Source organism: Exiguobacterium sp. KRL4, assembly GCF_001870785.1.
Lineage (GTDB): Bacteria > Bacillota > Bacilli > Exiguobacteriales > Exiguobacteriaceae > Exiguobacterium_A.
Window position 1 is genome coordinate 117,050 of sequence record NZ_MOLV01000016.1, and the last position, 19,781, is coordinate 136,830.

At 45.6% G+C, this 19,781-nt stretch carries 19 protein-coding genes; 1 reads left to right on the forward strand and 18 read right to left on the reverse strand.

The genetic code is table 11. The features are described 5' to 3' along the window. Window positions 1-6: 6 nt before the first annotated feature. The 7 genes from pheS to infC form a co-directional block, all read right to left on the reverse strand. Window positions 7-1,029, reverse strand: a complete 1,023-nt coding sequence (pheS, locus tag BLD48_RS10890) for a phenylalanine--tRNA ligase subunit alpha (RefSeq protein ID WP_071500227.1) — start codon at window positions 1,027-1,029, stop codon at window positions 7-9. Between the two features lie 310 nt (window positions 1,030-1,339). Beyond that, window positions 1,340-2,095: a TrmH family RNA methyltransferase gene (locus BLD48_RS10895; protein WP_014970972.1), complete on the reverse strand. Its 756-nt coding sequence runs from the start codon at window positions 2,093-2,095 to the stop codon at window positions 1,340-1,342. A 3-nt stretch (window positions 2,096-2,098) separates the two neighbouring features. After that, window positions 2,099-3,181 carry a M42 family metallopeptidase gene (locus tag BLD48_RS10900; RefSeq protein WP_071500228.1) on the reverse strand — a complete coding sequence of 361 codons (1,083 nt, stop codon included), beginning with the start codon at window positions 3,179-3,181 and terminating at the stop codon, window positions 2,099-2,101. A 12-nt stretch (window positions 3,182-3,193) separates the two neighbouring features. Then, window positions 3,194-3,676, reverse strand: coding sequence for a dUTP diphosphatase (locus tag BLD48_RS10905; protein ID WP_071500229.1), 483 nt, complete (start codon window positions 3,674-3,676; stop codon window positions 3,194-3,196). A gap of 117 nt (window positions 3,677-3,793) precedes the next feature. Continuing rightward, window positions 3,794-4,153, reverse strand: a complete 360-nt coding sequence (gene rplT, locus BLD48_RS10910; RefSeq protein WP_012371057.1) for a 50S ribosomal protein L20 — start codon at window positions 4,151-4,153, stop codon at window positions 3,794-3,796. Between the two features lie 37 nt (window positions 4,154-4,190). Continuing rightward, window positions 4,191-4,385, reverse strand: a complete 195-nt coding sequence (gene rpmI / locus BLD48_RS10915) for a 50S ribosomal protein L35 (RefSeq protein ID WP_026829988.1) — start codon at window positions 4,383-4,385, stop codon at window positions 4,191-4,193. Between the two features lie 27 nt (window positions 4,386-4,412). Beyond that, entirely contained in the window at window positions 4,413-4,943 is a 531-nt protein-coding gene (gene infC, locus BLD48_RS10920) for a translation initiation factor IF-3 (RefSeq protein WP_026829989.1), read from the reverse strand. 436 nt (window positions 4,944-5,379) lie between these two features. Here infC and BLD48_RS10925 point away from each other — a divergent pair, with 436 nt between their 5' ends. Next, window positions 5,380-6,849, forward strand: a complete 1,470-nt coding sequence (locus tag BLD48_RS10925; RefSeq protein ID WP_071500230.1) for a catalase — start codon at window positions 5,380-5,382, stop codon at window positions 6,847-6,849. Between the two features lie 43 nt (window positions 6,850-6,892). Here BLD48_RS10925 and BLD48_RS10930 read toward each other — a convergent pair whose 3' ends face one another. From BLD48_RS10930 to polA, 11 genes are all read right to left on the reverse strand, one after another. After that, entirely contained in the window at window positions 6,893-8,089 is a 1,197-nt protein-coding gene (locus BLD48_RS10930; protein ID WP_071500231.1) for a glycoside hydrolase family protein, read from the reverse strand. A gap of 108 nt (window positions 8,090-8,197) precedes the next feature. Further along, window positions 8,198-10,138, reverse strand: coding sequence for a threonine--tRNA ligase (gene thrS / locus BLD48_RS10935; RefSeq protein WP_071500232.1), 1,941 nt, complete (start codon window positions 10,136-10,138; stop codon window positions 8,198-8,200). A gap of 319 nt (window positions 10,139-10,457) precedes the next feature. Continuing rightward, the gene (dnaI, locus tag BLD48_RS10940) at window positions 10,458-11,375 is read right to left on the reverse strand and encodes a primosomal protein DnaI (RefSeq protein ID WP_026829992.1); all 918 of its coding nucleotides are present in this window, start codon (window positions 11,373-11,375) and stop codon (window positions 10,458-10,460) included. 12 nt (window positions 11,376-11,387) lie between these two features. Then, window positions 11,388-12,743, reverse strand: a complete 1,356-nt coding sequence (locus tag BLD48_RS10945) for a replication initiation and membrane attachment family protein (protein WP_026829993.1) — start codon at window positions 12,741-12,743, stop codon at window positions 11,388-11,390. A 67-nt stretch (window positions 12,744-12,810) separates the two neighbouring features. After that, window positions 12,811-13,293: a transcriptional regulator NrdR gene (nrdR, locus tag BLD48_RS10950; RefSeq protein WP_071500233.1), complete on the reverse strand. Its 483-nt coding sequence runs from the start codon at window positions 13,291-13,293 to the stop codon at window positions 12,811-12,813. A 13-nt stretch (window positions 13,294-13,306) separates the two neighbouring features. Beyond that, entirely contained in the window at window positions 13,307-13,675 is a 369-nt protein-coding gene (locus BLD48_RS10955; protein ID WP_071500234.1) for a hypothetical protein, read from the reverse strand. A 106-nt stretch (window positions 13,676-13,781) separates the two neighbouring features. Then, window positions 13,782-14,168 (reverse strand): adenosylmethionine decarboxylase, encoded by a 387-nt coding sequence (gene speD / locus BLD48_RS10960; protein ID WP_026827753.1) that lies wholly within the window; start codon window positions 14,166-14,168, stop codon window positions 13,782-13,784. A 260-nt stretch (window positions 14,169-14,428) separates the two neighbouring features. Further along, on the reverse strand, window positions 14,429-15,472 hold the full coding sequence (locus tag BLD48_RS10965; protein WP_071500235.1) for a glyceraldehyde-3-phosphate dehydrogenase: 1,044 nt from the start codon (window positions 15,470-15,472) through the stop codon (window positions 14,429-14,431). A 176-nt stretch (window positions 15,473-15,648) separates the two neighbouring features. Next, the gene (gene coaE, locus BLD48_RS10970) at window positions 15,649-16,239 is read right to left on the reverse strand and encodes a dephospho-CoA kinase (protein WP_071500236.1); all 591 of its coding nucleotides are present in this window, start codon (window positions 16,237-16,239) and stop codon (window positions 15,649-15,651) included. Next, on the reverse strand, window positions 16,236-17,066 hold the full coding sequence (mutM, locus tag BLD48_RS10975; protein ID WP_071500237.1) for a DNA-formamidopyrimidine glycosylase: 831 nt from the start codon (window positions 17,064-17,066) through the stop codon (window positions 16,236-16,238). The genes coaE and mutM overlap by 4 nt, the downstream gene beginning before the upstream one ends. A 24-nt stretch (window positions 17,067-17,090) precedes the next feature. After that, a complete protein-coding gene (gene polA / locus BLD48_RS10980; protein ID WP_071500238.1) occupies window positions 17,091-19,688 on the reverse strand; it encodes a DNA polymerase I in 2,598 nt (865 codons plus the stop codon). Window positions 19,689-19,781: the final 93 nt, after the last annotated feature.

Sequence of the window (19,781 nt, forward strand, 5' to 3'; positions counted from 1 at the left end):
TCCCCCTTAAAACTGTTCGCTGAAGCGAACGTCATTCGTATAGAAGTGGCGAATATCATCAACACCATATTTCAACATGGCGATTCGTTCAATCCCCATCCCAAAGGCAAATCCAGACATTTTCGTACTGTCGTATTCCGCCATTTCCAGTACGTGTGGATGAACCATACCGGCTCCTAAAATTTCAATCCAACCGGTTTGTTTACAAATGTTGCACCCTTTTCCACTACACTTGAAACACGAGACATCCACTTCGACCGATGGTTCCGTGAACGGGAAAAAGCTTGGACGTAACCGGATTTCGCGCGCTTCGCCAAACATTTGTTTCACGAATGCTTCGAGCGTTCCCTTTAAATCTGCCATCGAGATCTCTTCACCAACGACTAGACCTTCGACTTGCATGAATTGGTGGGAATGCGTCGCATCATCTTCATCACGGCGATAGACTTTACCCGGACAAAGAATCCGAATCGGCTCTCCCTTGGAAGCGAGCATCGTCCGAGCCTGAACAGGAGATGTATGTGTCCGCATCAAAATCTCGTCCGTGATATAAAACGAATCCTGCATATCGCGCGCCGGATGATCTTTTGGAAGGTTCAACATCTCGAAGTTGAACAAGTCTTGTTCAACTTCCGGACCTTCTGCGATCGTATAACCGAGTCCAACAAAAATGTCTTCAATTTCATCCGTGACTTGTTGGAGCAAATGGGCTTGCCCTACTTGTTTCGAACGCCCAGGAAGCGTCACATCGATTGCTTCAAGCGCTAATTTTGCGTTCATTTCTTGTTGTTTGACATCGACTAGACGTTGTTCCAGTTGTGTTTGAATCATACCTCGAACAGCGTTTGCGATTTCTCCGACGACAGGACGTTCTTCTGCTGACAATTTCCCCATCCCACGAAGCACTTCCGTGATGGGACCTTTTTTACCGAGATACTTGATACGAACATCATTTAATTCTTTTTGTGTACTTGCCTGATCTACGAGTTGTAGCGCTTCGTCACGAAGTGCCTCTAATTGTTCCCGCATGCTCGTCACTCCTTTTCATCAAATAAAAAATCGTCCCTCCGACAATTTGCCGAAGGGACGATTTCATTACATCGTGGTACCACCCTTGTTTGACTTGAATCCATCAAGTCCTCAAGTAGCGCAATAACGGGCGCATCCCGTCACGATCTCTCGTGCGACTCCGGAGTGAATTCAGTCAGCGGATTCGTAAAGAAGCTTTCAGTCCAGGGCTTCTTCTCCCTAATCGAATCGTTTCCTAACCTACTCTGTTCCATCAACGTCTAGGTAATTGTTCTGATGTCATTTACTTTAGCATGAACGCGTGTCTGATTCAATCAGCCGGAGCAAAATGATACAGTAAAATCCCGGCAGCGACGGCTGCATTCAACGATTCTGCTTTCCCGCGAATCGGGATGTAAGCTCGTCCATCACATTGATCAAGCAGCTCAGGCGCAACACCTTGCGCTTCATTACCGATAATCAAACCGATCGCCCCAAGATTTTCAACGTCTGTATAAGGTTGCGCATCACGTAGTGCCGTCCCAAGAATAAAGACACCTAGTTCATGTAAATCTTGAATCGCATCTTCTAGTGACATCATGATGACTGGCAGGTGGAAAATCGAACCTTGTGTTGCGCGCAACACTTTACTGTTATAGACATCCACTGTGCCGTGTCCAATGATGACACCGTCAAATCCAGCCGCATCGGCCGTTCGGATCATCGTTCCGACATTACCCGGATCTTGAAGACGATCGAGTAACAGATACCGTCCACGCTCTAACCGTTCTGTCTGCTCCTTCATTTCACAAACTGCGAAAATCCCTTGCGTCGTTTCTGTCTCCGATAATACTTTAGCAACGGACTCGTCGATTGTGATCAAATCAGCCGCATTCTTTTTCCAAGAACCCGGTACTTGAACATCGTCACGGACAATCAATTCCTTGATGATGCCGGCACGAACTGCTTCTTCAACTAGATGTTCTCCTTCAATCAGAAAACGTTTAGATTGCAGACGTCCTTTTTTAGTTAAAAGTTTTTTCCATTGTTTAACGATCTCATTTTTTGCGGAAGAAATATGTTTCATGGTTTACCCCTCGTAAATCGCTTGGACTGTCTCTGCGTCTAGACGTTTTGTGACCGCGACGATTAAGTCGACGGCCGCTTCGAAGTCCGCTTTATGCATGATCGAAACGTTTGTATGCAGATAACGGATCGGAACAGTTAAGGCAAGCGAAGGTACGCCTGTATGAGACAGGTGGAATTTCGCTGCATCTGTTCCACCACCCGGTGTCAGATCCAATTGATATTTAATGTTTTCTTCTTTAGCGACAGTTGTGACAAAATCAATTAATCCACGATGTGCGATCATCGTGGCGTCAAACATGATGACTTGAACACCCTCACCTAATTTAGATAAGGCTTCACGGTCTGTCATGCCTGGTGTATCTCCTGGAATCCCCGTATCGACCGCAAAGGCAATCGTCGGACGAATCAGATTCGCGATCGTTTGCGCACCACGTAATCCAACTTCTTCTTGAACAGTGGCACCTGCGAAAATCGTATTCGGATGGCCCTCTTCTTTTAAGCGTTTGATGGCTTCGATGGCAATCGCACAACCTACGCGGTTATCCCACGCTTTCGCCATTAAAAAGTTCTCATTTTTCATCACAGTAAATTCGCAATGTGGGACAACCGTATCTCCTGGTCGAACTCCCCAACCTTCCACTTCCTCTTTTGAAGTGGCACCGATATCAATGAACATCTCTTTGATATCAACTGGTTTATTGCGCGCTTCCGGTGGTAAAACATGAGGTGGTTTCGCACCGATCACACCTGGGATGACTTCACCAGATGACGTGACAATATTCATACGCTGTGCGAGAAGAACTTGTCCCCACCATCCGCCGAGTGGCTGGAAGCGAAGAAATCCTTTCTCATCAATCTTCGTGACCATGAATCCGACTTCGTCCATATGCCCGGCAATCAGAATCCGCGGTGCATCTTCTCCCGCTCCTTGATGTTCAGCAAACAAACTCCCTAATCCATCTTGATGAAAGACTGCTGCATGCGGTTCGAGATATTCGCGCATTAATTGGCGTACTTCTTTCTCATTTCCAGGAACACCTGTTGCGTCCGTAAGACGTTTCAGCATATGTAATTGTTCATTCATCTGATTTCCTCCTCAGTAACCGTTGTCTTGGCGAACGTGATTCGCCTCGTTTTTTGCGACATAAGCTTTGAAAATCATTTCTTGTGTAAAACCAAGTGTAGCACCTAATGCTAAATACGCACCAATTAAAACATCATAACTTTGTTCCGTTCGTGAAATCGCAAATACATTTGTTTTATTGTAGACATCCAAGAACGCATCCGTTGCCGTCAGATAGTAGTCCCCTTCAACAAATTCGTTTTTCCGATACTCTAACGAAAGTCCTAACGAAAGTAGAAAATGGACACCGTCCACGTATTCTTCGAGAATCGTGACTTGAGCCGATGGTCCTTTTGTCGACCAGAATTTAAAACAACGCGTCTCATTCGCAAGCTCACCAAGCTCCACTAATAACGCCAGCAAACGTTCATCAAATTGATTTCCCGTCAAATTATGTTCTGACTGAATCCGTTTATCCAATTGTTCCTGCATTTCAAAAAGTGTCAACCAGTCCATCTTAATTCTCCTTTTAATCTTAAAAAATTACCTAAGTCTGTGAAAATGTGCTTTTTCATTTTACCATGAATCCAAAAAATTCGTCGGAGAATTAAATTCCCCGACGAATTTTAGAACTTAAGCGTTCAATTTTGCTTTTGCTGTATCAGCAAGTGAAGCAAATGCAGTTGCATCTGTAACTGCGAGGTCAGCAAGCATCTTACGGTTAACGTCGATACCTGCAAGTTTGAGACCATGCATCATGCGGCTGTAAGAAAGACCGTTGATACGTGCAGCCGCATTGATCCGAGTGATCCAGAGGCGACGGAAGTCACGTTTCTTTTGACGACGGTCACGGTAAGCATACATGAGAGATTTCATGACCTGCTGTTTTGCAACCTTGAAGAGTGTATGTTTCGAGCCGTAATAGCCCTTAGCTAATTTGAGTTGTTTTTTACGACGTTGACGAGTCGTATATCCGCCTTTTACGCGTGGCATATAAATTCCCTCCTAAATCTGTGTACGATTGGGTAAATTACTTAGCGATCATGTGACGGATACGTTTGAAGTCACCCGATGATACCATGCTAGATTTACGTAATTTACGTTTCGCTTTAGTTGATTTGTTACCGAATAAGTGGCTTGTGTAAGCACGACCACGTTTCAATTTACCTGAAGCAGTACGTTTGAAACGCTTAGAAGCACCGCGGTGCGATTTCATTTTAGGCATGAGAGATTCCCTCCTACTTCGATTCGATTAGTCTTCTTTCTTTGGAGCAAGCACTAAGAACATGCTGCGTCCTTCCATCTTCGGTCTCTGTTCAATGACACCGAACTCGCTTAATTCTGTAGCGAGACGTTCGAGGACACGTCTACCGATTTCCGAGTGAGTGATGGCACGTCCGCGGAAACGAATACTCGCTTTCACTTTGTTCCCATTCTCTAAGAACTTCTTCGCATTACGGAATTTCGTTTGGAAGTCATTCTCCTCGATTGTCGGGCTGAGACGGACTTCTTTCATCTGAACCACTTTCTGATTCTTCCGAGTTTCTTTGTCCTTTTTTTGCAACTCAAAACGGTATTTACCGTAGTCCATGATTTTACATACAGGCGGCGTCGCTTGTGGCGCGACCATGACGAGGTCAAGGTCAGCTTCCTCAGCAAGACGTAACGCTTCAGTACGCGACTGGACTCCAAGTTGTGCACCATCCGCTCCGATAAGACGAACTTCTCGAGCGCGAATGCCTTCATTGATTAACAGATCTTTGCTAATGGTTAGCACCTCCATCGTGCAGAGCACGAAAAATGAATGATATAAAACGCTATAAAAAAAGCGTCGGCAGTTTTTCCCGCCCACACTCATAACCTATACAATAATCAGAGAACACTCTATCATCGCATATCATCATGATGGACCAGCATAGTTTGCTATACGTGGTGAGAAGCGGGATGCTTCTGCTTTGTTGTCATTTCACTTTGCTATCATAGCACTTGTTTTCCCTCGATGTCAAGCCGCTTTATCTGTTCCGATAGAACGTTGCTCACATACTTGATTATAATAGCAATCCTTCTCCCGTTTAGCAAGAAGTTTCTAAGCTTATCCTCGGGGGTAATTACAAAAGGTCTGATTTAAGTTTTCAGAATTAAAAGAGCATTATTCTTTATTTAGAATGATTCTTGTTTTATAATCAATGTAATCTTATACATAAGGGGGAATTATTAACATGAGCGAAAAACGATTAACTACGAATCAAGGTGTCCCGATTGGTGACAATCAGAACTCACGGACAGCAGGTCGTCGTGGTCCTACATTACTCGAAGACTATCAATTAATTGAAAAGATGGCGCATTTTGACCGGGAACGAGTTCCAGAGCGCGTCGTTCATGCCCGCGGTTTTGGAGCACACGGTGTATTCACTGTCAAAAACTCGATGAAAAAATATACGAAAGCCGCATTTCTTCAGAACGAAGGTACTGAGGTACCGGTATTCGCCCGTTTTTCAACCGTCATCCATGGTACACATTCTCCAGAGACGTTACGTGACCCACGTGGTTTCTCCGTCAAGTTCTATACAGAAGAAGGAAACTGGGATTTCGTCGGCAATAACTTACCGGTCTTCTTCATTCGTGATGCGATGAAGTTCCCGGATATGGTTCATTCTTTAAAACCAGATCCACGGACAAACATTCAAGATCCGGATCGTTATTGGGATTTCATGACGTTACGCCCAGAATCAACAAACATGCTGATGCACCTCTTTACAGATGAGGGAATTCCGGCAAGCTACCGTAAAATGCGCGGTTCTTCTGTCCATGCCTTCAAATGGGTCAATGCACACGGAAATACGGTTTACGTTAAATTACGTTGGGTGCCAAAAGTCGGTGTCCATAACCTCTCTGCGGACGAAGCGACAGAGATTCAAGGAAAAGATTTCAATCATGCTTCAAACGATACGTTCCAAGCCATTGAAGACGGCGAGTTCCCAGAGTGGGATTTGTTCGTCCAAGTTCTTGACCCAGCCGATGTAGACAATTTCGACTTTGATCCGCTCGATGCAACAAAAGATTGGTTCGAGGATGTCATCCCGTTCCAGCATGTCGGAACAATGGTCTTAAACAAAAACGTCGACAACTACTTTGCTGAAACAGAATCCGTTGGTTTTAACCCGGGTGTTCTGATTCCAGGTATGTTGCCGTCAGAAGATAAGTTGCTTCAAGGACGTCTCTTCTCTTACTCGGATACACAACGTTACCGGATTGGAACGAACTATCAACAGTTGCCAATCAACTGTCCATTCGCACAAGTCAACAATTACCAGCGTGATGGCGCGATGCCTGTTGGTCAACAAACAAGTCCGGTCAACTATGAACCGAACCGTTATCAGGATGAACCAAAACAAACACCTGAGTACACGGAAGAAAACCAGCCGTTGTATGACGATATCCACGGTCGTCTTGAAATCGAAAAAACGAATAACTTCGGACAAGCGGGTGAAGTCTACCGTCGCTTATCAGAAGAAGAACAAACAGCTCTTCTCAACAACCTAATCGATGACTTAAAACAAGTCCGCCATGAAAATACAGTTTTACTTGCGATTTGCAACTTCTACCGAGCGGATGAATCACTTGGTAAAAAATTATCAGAAGCCTTGCAAGTTGATATCCGACCATTCTTGCAACAAATGCAAAAATAACTATCATATAAAAAAGCCTATTCCTTCGTGGAATAGGCTTTTTTTAAGGAACAAAATTAAATCGTTCCGATGTTTCCGCTGAAAACGTGCCTAACTTGGAAAACAAGACGACTTGATTAACTGCCACCTCATTCACCTTGTTCTGGCGAAAACTCAATTTTTCTTTATCCGTAAATCGATTGTAAAGCGGCTTAAATCCATAATTGACGTGTGGCTGAAATTGAATGGCCCGGTCCGCCTTTTCCAGTCGATTTTGTTTGATGCTGCCGCCAACTATCCCGCGCCCCAAAATAGCGATTGCTTTTCCATCCGCTCGACGGACGTTTCGAATCGTGTTGTATTGAACAACAGGCTGGCTCCAATTCATCATCGAAATCGCATGATCCTTCGTACCGTCGATCACATTGTTCAGAATGCGGACAGCGGTATGCGGACGATCTTGTGAATATTGATGCGTGCCGATGGCTACATTGATGTTAGTGAAGCGGTTGTTTCGAATCGTGATGTCGTGATTAGGTGTCCGGTCTTGTGCCGACCATTTCCATTGAAAGCCTTTTGTGACCGGATCCGGCGTATCCAGATTGATCGATTCATTTGGACCTGTTCCAGCCAGCATCTTCGCATCGACGAAATACATGTTTTCGATGAGTGCTGTTTTCGTCGCATCCAGTTCAATCGCGTGTGATCCATATTGATGACGAATCGTGATTCCCCCGAGGTACAGGTTTTCATTATGTGCAATCGCAAAAGCCGAGCCGCGTGGGAAATGATTCAAATCAATTTGAGCATTCCCTTGCCCGATGATCTTGATGTTTTTTGAACCGCCATATTTTCCGACTGTTGTATTTAACCGCAAAACAGAAGGTGGCACGAAATCGAAAATACTTGTCGTTGCCTGAATCTTTGATGTGCCGGTCTCATTCGTTTTCTTGATGATAACCCCGTCCTCCAAGATGATGGTCGTATTTGAAGGAATTCCGACACGTAACGGGGACAGATAGGTGCCTTTTGACAAAACTAATGTTCCGCCGCCCTCTTTCTCGATTCTTTCGAGGTAGGATCGTAACGTATAATGATTTTTTGTTTTGGCATTGTACGTTGAATAGCTTCGCAATACGGGATCAATCGGCTCGGTTTGTGGTGTGATCCGGTAACTTTTCATACTCTTGGCGTGTTCCGAATGCGGCACAAACAAAAAAGCGAGCAGCAGACAAATTCCAAAAATCAGTACTTTTTTCATGTTATCGACTCCTCTCTTACATCTGTTATCGGTACCGGGAGATCAACTCTGTAGCCGACAAAAAAAGAGAATGGCTAATTTGCCATCCTCTTTCTTTTAGTTCACCTATTATTTTGAACGGTTTGCGATTTCTTGTTCTAAATCGAGTACAAACTGTTCGAGTGAAGCATTGCTTGAGTCTTTTGAACCGTAGCGGCGGATATTGACTTCGCGCGCTTCGATTTCTTTGTCACCAAGAACGAGCATGACCGGTACTTTGTTGACTTGTGCTTCGCGAATCCGGTAGCCGAGTTTTTCGTCACGGAAGTCCGTTTCGACACGAATCCCTTTTTTCAGGAGCATCGCTTTGATTTCACGTGCATAATCTTCGTGCACGCTTGAAACCGGAATCAGTTTGACTTGAACCGGTGCGAGCCACGTCGGGAAGGCCCCTTTGTACTCTTCGATCAAGTAAGCGACGAACCGTTCCATCGTTGAGACGACACCGCGGTGCAAGACGACAGGACGATGATCTTGTCCATCGTTTCCTTTGTATGTCAATTCAAACCGTTCCGGCAAGAGGAAGTCGAGTTGAACAGTCGACAATGTTTCGTCTTTACCGAGTGCCGTCCGGACTTGCACGTCAAGCTTCGGTCCGTAGAATGCCGCTTCTCCTTCTGCTTCGAAGTACGGCAGATCGAGCTCGTCCATCGTTTCTTTCAACTCGCGTTGTGCCATTTCCCAAATCGCATCATTGTCAAAGTATTTTTCTTTGTCAGCCGGATCACGGTATGACAAACGGAACTTGTAATCCGTGATTCCAAAATCAGCATAGACTTCTTGAATCAAATGGACGATGGCTTTGAATTCCTCTTTCATCTGATCCGGACGTACAAACGTATGCCCATCGTTCAACACCATGTAACGAACGCGTTGGAGACCTGTTAATGCACCCGACATCTCATACCGGTGCATGCCGCCGAGTTCTGCGACACGGAGCGGTAAATCACGGTACGACCGCGGTTCATTTTTATAAATCATCATATGGTGCGGACAGTTCATCGGGCGAAGAACCAGCTCCTCATTGTCCATCTCCATTTTCGGGAACATATCATCTTGGTAATGATCCCAGTGTCCTGATGTTTTATACAATTCAACGGAACCGAGAACCGGCGTGTAGACATGCTCGTAACCGAGTTCAAGTTCTTTATCGACGATATATCGCTCGACCGTCCGGCGGATTGCCGCCCCTTTTGGTAACCACATCGGCAGACCTTGACCAACGTCTTGAGACGTAAAGAACAAATCGAGTTCTTTTCCGAGTTTACGATGATCCCGTTCTTTTGCTTCTGCCAAAAAATGAAGGTGTTGTTTCAACTGGTCTTTATTCGCCCAAGCTGTCCCATAAATGCGTTGGAGCATCTTGTTTTTTGAATCGCCACGCCAGTAAGCACCGGCGATACTCATCAATTTGAAGACTTGTAACTTAGCCGTCGCCGGTACGTGTGGTCCACGGCAAAGATCAAAGAACTCGCCTTGACGGTAAAATGTTAAGTCTTGATCGGCTGGAATCGATTCAATCAGTTCAATTTTGAGTGGATCGTTTAATTCTTGATAAACAGCAAGTGCCTCGTCACGCGAAACGACTTCGCGCTCGATTGGTAAGTTTTCACCAGCAATTTTGTTCATCATCTTTTCGATTTCCGGAAGGTCTTCTTCTGTCAGACGACGCTCCATATCGATGTCATAATAAAAACCGTTTTCAATCGTCGGTCCGATTCCAAGATGAATCGTTTCATCCGGATACAGACGTTTGATGGCTTGAGCCATCAAGTGTGCCGATGAGTGACGGATCAAGTCCAGTCCTTCTTCTGAGTCCGGCATGACGAGTTCAATTGAACCATCCTCTTCGATTGGACGACGGTAGTCGATCACTTGTCCGTTCAGTTTTGCAGCGAATGCTTTTTTCCGTAATCCTGGACTAATTGAAGCGGCGACTTCTTCAGCTGTTGTTCCGGCTGCAAATTCTTTTACTGCACCATCTGGAAATGTAAGAGCAATGTTTGACATGACTGCTTCCCCCTCAAATTAAAATAAAAAAGACCCATCCCTCAAAAAGGGACGAGTCTCAATCTCGTGGTACCACCCTCGTTCCCGAACATGTTTCCATGTACCGGCTCGAACACGCGATAACGGGCGTGACACGCAAACGGATTATCCCCGCCTGAGCTATGAGGGAGTAAAGAAATGACGGATTCCATGAGAAGCTTTCACCATCCTTCTCTCGCTGATCTGGACCATTTCATTTTTCGTGTCCTCAATCGTAGCAAACTTCTATATCGATTGTGTCCTTAGTATAGCGAAAACCGAACTTCCTTGACAAGAGAAATTAATACCGGCGACGGTTTTCACCTAAAAACTCAACCGGATTCGTGGTCGTCCGTATTCGTTCCATCAAGCGCATCGCTTTTAATTTATCTCCCTGGTCGTTCGTGATGCCAAAATGCAACTCGAGTTCGTCATAGGAAAGGTTGGAACTAAACAAGGTCGGTAACCGGTGCATCATCCGGTACTGAAGAATGATGCCGAACAATTCATCACGGACCCAGGGACTGATGGATTCTGCGCCGATGTCATCGATCAACAAGACAGGAACCGTTTGGAAACTCTCCAAAAACGTATCAAAACTATCGGACCGGATACGGCGTTTCGCTTCCGAGACAAAACCAGGAGCATGGACCAAAATCGTTGCAATCCGTTCTTTTTTCAAGGCATTGCCGATTGCAGCCAGAAGATAGGTTTTTCCGACACCAAAACTGCCATGCAGGTACAATCCTTTTGTTTGTTGTTTCGAACGCGCAGAATTTAAAAATTGTGACGCAGCCCGCAAGGCCAGCTTCCGGTCCGTCGTCGTCAAATCAAAATCACTGAAGTTCGCATCCCGGACTTCATCTGGTAAAAACAAACTTTTGAACTTTTTCTCTAAAGCCCGTTCATTTTCAAGATCACGTAACGCTTGTGTTTTTTCATAAGCGACCATGATTTGACCTTTCTCTAGATGGAGGACAGGCTGGTATCCTTCAATGACGGCTTTTTTCTCAATGATTTGATTCCCATGCATCTGTTCCGCGTACTCGTTCAGCTTCAACATGCCTCGTTCAATCGTCCGTTGATCGATTTCCGGATGCGTCCGCAAAAACATGATGACGCCTGGATGCGACAACACACGTTGATGGATGGCCCGAACTGATTCCGCCACGTCCGGCCGATTTAAAATCTTTTCAATCGATGATTGGATATGTTCCATCTCACTACTCCTTTATTTGCCCTTGAGCTCCCGCAGAATCCGTTCCATTTCTTCATCATCTGGCACTTCGGCTTCAAAGCTTGCTTTTTTCGTCGCTTCATATTGCTGTTGTTTTTCTTTTTCTTCTTGTAACCATTTTGGATTTGGACCGGTCGCGTTCGAACGACCTCTTCGTCCTCCGACCGTCTGCCGTGAACGCTCTTGCTTCTGATCCTGTTTTTTCGAAATCAACTCGTCTTGTTCTTTTGTTTTCGCTAGCGCTTCAGCTGCTGTCACGTACCCTTTTTGTTTCCAATCGTCAACGATGGAAAGCAAGAAGTTTTTACTGAACCGATTATCTTTTTTGATGACAAGTGCATAGTAGTACGCTGCATTGACGATCCCGGATGACATCTCATAATCGATGATCAACTGTTGAATCAACTCTTCGTCCCGTTCCGACAAGGCTTTGACTTTTCTTAATTTCGCAACGTAATGTTTCGGATGGGTGCCTTCCATCGTTTCCGTTTCACTCAGCTCGCCGACTTCGACTTCCTCGAGGACCGCCACCTTCGCTTTTTTCTCGCGACTCAGCTTTTGCTTCGCCGATAGCATCATTTGTTTACAACGCTCTTGTTTTTCACTATCCGTCATCGGCAAATACGCTTCATGACGAAAACGGGCATTCAACAGTTCAGCCATCAACGCCTCGTTTGATTGCGTCACGTAGGCTAATTTCAACAAGAGATGATCGATTGATTTCGTATAAAAACTACGGGGTAAGAACCGATCGGTCTGACGTTTCATTTCTTCGAGATCAAAGGAATAATCAAATTCATAAGCCGCCCGTTCTTGTTTCGCATACGACTTCGGCTGATGTGCTGAAGCCAAACCGGCTTTGACATCAAACACTTGATCAAATCGTACCGTTCGATCGACGACGTTTTTCGGTAATGGCTCCGTCCGGAATCGATTTTGTAACGACCGGAATCGAATTTCACCGACACGATAAAACAGTAAACTGGATAACACACCATCGTTCAAAAAAGTATGCGGGGCTAACGGCACGCGTATTTGGTAGACATAACGATAAGCGGCTTGTTTCGCTTCAAATGTCCGAATCAAGCCGATTCCTTCCAACTTAAACAATTCCTCTTTAAATTCCTCGACTGAAAACCCAAGTAACGTTCCAAGTTCCGCATGTGAAATATATTGAGATTTTGTTTTTCCAGGAATCATCTCACTCCAAAACGTTTGGTACAAACCAAGTGCCTTCACCCCAATGATCGGTTGATATAAATAATAGAGGGACTGATAGGCTTCCCGATCGACGACACCATTACTCATGATCAGGCAAAGATCGGTCCCTGACAATTCACGTTCCATCATTTGATTGGTCCCTTCTTTCGTGAGAAAAAGAGAGGGCGTTCTGAACAGACAGACGACCTCTCCTTCATTATGTTAGGTTTTCTCGTTCATTGTCTTGATGGCGTTCCATCAATTCCGATAACTCTTGGAAAAAGACGTTGATGTCTTTGAACTGCTTATAGACACTGGCAAACCGGACATAAGCCACTTCATCGACAGAAGCAAGTTCATTTAATACAAGACGCCCCACTTGTTCACTTGGAATTTCGTGTTGTGCGGTCGCGCGTAACGTTTTTTCAACACGACTGACGACTGTCTCCAGTTGTTCGATGGAAATCGGTCGTTTTTCGCACGCCCGGACCAATCCACGAAGAATCTTATCCCGATTGAATTCATCACGCGTCCCATCTTTCTTGACGATGATAAGCGCTGTTTGTTCAATCATCTCAAATGTCGTGAAGCGATACCCGCAGGATTCACATTCACGCCGTCTGCGAATTGATCCAAAATCTTGCACGGGTCGTGAATCCAATACTTTTGTCCCGTTATAGTTGCAGGCTGGACAACGCATGTCGTACCTCCATTCACGTAATTTCTCTTGTGCCGATCATCTTCAAACGATACGCGGCATCGAGGTCCTGATAAATCGACTCAATCCATTTCTCAAGATCCGGACCTAACAATCCGTCCCGATGTAAAAAGAGATCGACAGCCGTCCGACCTGACCCGACCATGATGACGGTCGCGAGTCCGTCTAGTCCAGATGCCTGAAAGGCCAATTCCCCTCGTCCTTGATCGACTCGTTTGACTGTTCCTTGTTGGCGTGTAATCGCTGCTTCTAGACCTGTGAACAACATCTCTGCTGTCGCTGCATAATAGTGAGTCCGTAATTTTTCATTTTTATGTGTGTCCGATGTTTCCAGTTGTTTTTGCAAACGTTCCTTTAGTCCCATTCGTCATCACCTTTTTCTGTTTTCTTCTACTATTAAGAATAACAGACGTCAGACATATTAAAAAGCCCTCGCCATGAAGACGAGAGCTTGTTCATTCGTGTTTTTGTCAGTTAACGTGCTGAACCGTAGCAGCAGGAACTTCAACAGGTCCCATACCACGTGGAATTTCGACATTTTCACGGATTTTCGCATCGAGTCCGTCAGCGATATAATGCGCTGCGATAGCCGGATCGATCCGATCGCCACATGTAAATACATCAACCGATGCATATCCATGTTCAGGAAAACTATGAATCGTTAAATGCGATTCAGAGATGATGACGACGCCGCTGACGCCGTGTGGAGCAAACTTATGGAATGCGACTTCACGTACTTCCGCACCAGCTTGAAGTGCTGCATCAACAAAAAGTCGTTCTACAAATTCCATGTCGTTCAATTTTTCAGGATTACAATCCCAAAGTTCTGCAATAATGTGTCTTCCCATAGTATCCATTTGTGGATCCCCCCTACATTCAATGGTCTTCAAAGTAGTTATGATCACTTACTTTGCGCCTGAGTCGTTCGCACCCACGGGGGAAAGTTAGTCCAGAGAGGTCCTAACCCTTTAAGCTGCGATTGCCAGACCGATTGAAGTTCACGATTTGAATTATAGCGAGTATCAAAAAGATACACAAGGATAAATTTCGAATTTTAATATATTTCCCTAAAAAAAACGCTCTACTGACTGCTGTAGAGCGTTTCTTCATTATTATTTTATTTTAACTCTAGTTGTTTTTCTTCGTTTCCCCTTGCCTTGATATGTGCGCCCACCAGATGGACGAGATCGACGACACGGCATGAATATCCCCACTCATTATCGTACCAAGCGAGAACTTTTACTTGTCGCCCTCCCATGACCATCGTCGATAAACCATCAACGACCGTTGACTTTTCTTCGCCATTAAAGTCAATCGAAACAAGGGGTTCCATGGTCAGACCCAGAATGCCGTCGAGTGCTCCGTCCGCTGCTTTGACGAACGCTTCGTTAACTTCTGCGACCGTCGTATCCCGACTCACTTCAACGACTAGGTCGACGAGTGATACGTTTGGTGTCGGCACCCGTAACGCTAGCCCATTTAATTTCCCTTCTAAATGTGGCAACACAAGCGAAATCGCCTTTGCCGCCCCGGTCGAAGTCGGAATGATCGATGAGCCACAGGCCCGTGCCCGACGTAAATCCTTATGCGGGTTATCGATGTTATTTTGATCATTCGTAAAGGCATGAATCGTCGTGACGAGTCCTGTTTCAATCCCAAATGCCCGATCGATGACTTGGACGACCGGTGCTAAGCAATTGGTCGTACAGGATGCATTTGAGACGATATGATCCACTTCATGATCATACATCGCGTCATTGACCCCCATGACGATCGTCCGGATATCCCCTTTAGCCGGCGCCGTAATGACGACTTTTTTAGCACCTGCCCGCAGATGTTTGGCAGCACCTTCGTCCGAATTGAATTTCCCTGTCGCTTCGACGACAACATCGATTTCAAGCACTTTCCACGGTAAGCGTTCAGGATCACGTTCGCTGACGATTTGGATGACCTGACCATTGATCATCAATCCATTTTCAACGATTTCGACCGCATGTTCGAATTTTCCGTGAACCGTATCATACTTGATTAAATGTGCGAGTGTTTCTGCCGGATAACTGGCGTTGATCGCCACGACTTCGCTTTTCCCCTCAGCGATCAATCGACGAAAAACCATTCGACCGATCCGCCCAAAACCATTGACTGCCACCTTGACTCCCATGTCTGGATCCCCCTTCAATGTGACGGATGATGCTCCGTTTACAGATAGAACTATATCACGAAATGTAAGCGATTTCATTACGTAATCTAAAAAAAGTGAGAGAAGTTGGTAACTTTCTCTCACTTTCATTTTGAAGCCTGTCTTTTTTACTAACCATTGGTTCGACGACTGACTTATTATCCTGTCATCCGGACTGTTTCCAACCATTGATCAATTTGTTGGTATAATGCTTCGCGAGTGCCTTCGTTCGATAACACATAGTCCGCAAGCCGCTTTTTTTGTTCGATATCCAGTTGAGAATCAATTCTTGCCTGTGCCTCTTCAGCGGTCAATTGATTGCGTTCCATCACACGTTTTTTTTGTAACTCCGCCTTACAATACACGACCACGACTTGTTCGACGAGTTGTTTCCAGTCCCCTTCAAGTAACAAGGGAATATCAAATACGATCAACGCCTGCCCCGCTTGTTCATATTCGTCTGCTTGTTGAAGCATCTGCTGACGAATTTTCGGATGCATCAATTCATTTAACACGAGTCGTTTTTCACTATCGTAAAAAATGATATCACCCAGTTTTGCACGGACAAGCTGTCCATCTGAAAAAGCAGACGGAAACTCGGCCTTCACTTCCTCATATGCCAATCCGCCCGGTTCGATGACAGCGCGTGCGACAAGATCCGCATCGATGACAGCAACTCCTTGTTCTTGCAAATAAGCAGACACTGTACTTTTTCCGGTCGCGATTCCTCCAGTCAGCCCAACTCTCATAAGGCTACCTGTTGGCACGTCGGACAGAAATGCGTCCCACGTCCCCCCACCTTGATTTTTTCAATCGCCGTTCCACATCTCGGACATGGGGCTCCGGTCTGACCGTAAACAGCCAGCTGCAATTGAAATTCACCCTTCCCGGTCGGAGAAACATAACTGCGAATCGTACTTCCGCCGCTTTCGACGGCTTTCCCTAACACGTCCACACCGGCAACATGAATTCGGGCAATCTCATCGAGTGTCAAGGAACCAGCTTTCGTCAAGGGATGAACACGGGCTGCATACAACGTCTCATCGACATAGATATTACCGAGACCTAAAAAGATGGACTGATCGAGCAAGGCCGTTTTGATCGGGCTTCGTTTTTTCCGAATCAGATTTTCTGCCAACACTTCTGCCGTAAACGTCGGATCAAACGGTTCACGTTCGAGTTGGGCAAGGGGAGCAACAGACATCGCCGTCTCTTTATCTCGCAGCTCCATCGTTCCAAACTTCCGGACATCGTTATAATGTAATTCCGAACCATCTGTAAAACGGAAGATGACATGCGTATGCTTATCTTTTTCGATTGCTTGCGGATACGGAAAATACTTCCCTTCCATCCGTAAATGACTGACTAAATAAAAACGCTCGAATGCAAACAGTAAGAACTTCCCCCGGCGGTCCACGCGTTCGATCCGTTCTTGCTTCAACGTATCAATGAACGGACCTACTTCCATGCCGCGAATCATCTTCGGGTGAAATACTTTTACAGAAGAAATCGTTTTTCCGGAGACCGTCCGCTCCAGACTACGTCTGACGGTCTCGACTTCAGGTAATTCAGGCAACTTGTTTCCTCCTCCAGCAACTGCTTATTTCGTTTCGTACCACGAGTGTCCCGCATCTCCATCGACACGCAAGGGGACCGATAAGTGGACGGTCTGTTCCATCGCTTGTTTGACAAGCGATTTTAGTGCATCCAGCTCTTCATCTGGCGCTTCAAAAATCAATTCATCGTGGACCTGAAGTAATAGACGGGCCTGCAATGGCGACTGTTCTAAAGCCGCATGGACGTCAAGCATCGCTTTTTTAATGATATCTGCTGCTGATCCTTGAATCGGTGTATTGATTGCTGTTCGTTCTGCAAAACCTCGTAAATTGAAGTTTTTCGAGTTGATGTCCGGAATGTTGCGCCGACGATTCATCAACGTTTCGACAAATCCGTTCATCCGTGCCTTCTCGATGGCCGCATCCATGAACAGCTTGATTTGTGGGAACAATTCAAAATAACGGTCGATGAACTCTTGGGCTTCCTTACGCGAGATATTCAAATTCTGCGACAAACCATAATCGCTGATGCCATAAATGATTCCGAAGTTGACCGCCTTCGCCTGACGACGCATATTACCTGTGACATCGTTCGATTCGACACCAAACACACTACTTGCAGTCTGCGTGTGGATATCGGCATCATCCAAAAACGCCTGGACCAGTGTCTTATCTTCGGACATATGTGCCATGACGCGTAATTCGATTTGCGAATAATCCGCCGCGTACAAGGACCAACCCGGTTCGCTTGGGACAAATGCTTTGCGAATCTTCCGTCCCTCTTCAATCCGAACCGGAATGTTTTGTAAGTTCGGGTTCACTGAACTGAGGCGCCCTGTCTGAGCAATCGTTTGGGCAAAACGTGTATGGATTTTCCCATCTTCCTTGATCACTTTTTGCAGCCCTTCGACATACGTCGATTGCAGCTTTTGTAATTCCCGGTACAACATAATATGATCGATGACCGGATGTAAGGGGCGCAGTTTTTCTAACACATCCGCTGCTGTCGAATACCCCGTCTTTGTTTTTTTGAACGCCGGCAACTCGAGTTTTTCAAACAGGATGACACCCAGTTGTTTCGGTGAGTTGATATTAAACGCTTCTCCGACTTCCCCGTAGATCAGTTGTTCTAAATCATGTAGACGTCCTCCAAGGTCCTGTTGCATTTCCTGCAGCGTCGCGACGTCAACCCGGATGCCGGTCCATTCCATCTCGGCAAGGACACCAGATAACGGACGTTCTAACGTCTCATACAATTCAAATTGTTGATTCGCCTTCAGTTCTTCGACTACTTTCGGGAACAGCAATTCAATCATCCGTGCCTTCTCTGCTAAATAAGGATGTAACAGGTCGTCCGTCGGCGCAAGACGTTTTGCCCCCTTACCTAGGACAGCTTCTTCATTCGGTGCCATCAGCATGTAATGGCCGGCAATCGAAGCAAGTGTCGTCCCTCCGCTCAGATTCAATAAATAACCGGCGAGTAACAAGTCATCGAATGCCGTTAATGTCAGCCCGTGTTTACGTAAGGCAAAAGCAACCTGTTTCGCATCAAGACAGATTTTTTGATGTTCGGACTCAATCCAATCACGAAATGCCGGATCATTGACGAGTTCAGATGAAGCAACATAAATTTGATCCGGCGTCGCGATACCAAATCCAATGATATCTTCTTCCATGTAATCTTCCCGTAATTGTTCGACGACAAGGACGGCGTCTTTGACATCAAGCGGGAGGGATGAGATTGTCTTGACGTTTAATTGTTCCTTGTCTGCTTCTTCGACGACCGGTGCAAACCGGTTCGTCAATGATTTAAAACCAAGCGATTGAAACAACGAATAGGGAATCTGTGTATCGACCTCACTGATTTTTAAATCATCCAGCGTAACATCAAGCGGGACATCCAGCTTAATCGTCGCGAGTTCTTTCGAGAGGCGCGCCAACTCTTCATTGGCGACGACTTTTTCTTTTTGTTTTCCTTTTAAGTCTTCGACATGTTCATATAACCCTTCGACCGACCCATAGGCAGAAATCAGTTTGATGGCGGTTTTTTCACCGATTCCCGGCACCCCTGGGATGTTATCGGACTTATCTCCCATCAATCCTTTCAGATCGATCATCTGCATCGGTTTCAAACCGCCGTACGTCTCGGCAAATAATTCTTCTGTCATACAGAGGACGTCTGTAATCCCACGTTTAGTGATTAACACCTCGACTTGATCGGTCACGAGTTGCAGTAAATCCTTATCTCCCGTCACGATCCGGATGCGGTCAGCCGGCATCGTCTGCGCGAGTGTCCCGATTAAATCATCTGCCTCGTACCGATGAAGTTCCATCATTTGAATCCCTAAGGCTTCACAAATATCCCGGACAATCGGAAATTGTTCACGAAGCTCAGAAGGTGTCTTTTCCCGACTCCCTTTGTATTCCTGATAGACATCGTGTCGGAACGTTTCGCTCGAAGCATCAAACGCCACAAGCATATGTGTCGGCTGTTCCTCTTCAAGTAGTTTTAACAGCATCATCGTAAAACCGTATGCGGCATTCGTATTACGTCCTTGTGCGTCCGTCATCGGCGGCAAAGCAAAAAAAGCACGATACGTTAGCGAGTTTCCATCAATCAATAACAATTTGTTTTCCATCATCTACGCCCCTTTGGAAGATTTTCTGTCCTTATTGTATCACTCTACACACATTTGTTCGCTAAAAAGCCGACAAAAAAAGACGACCGGCTAAAA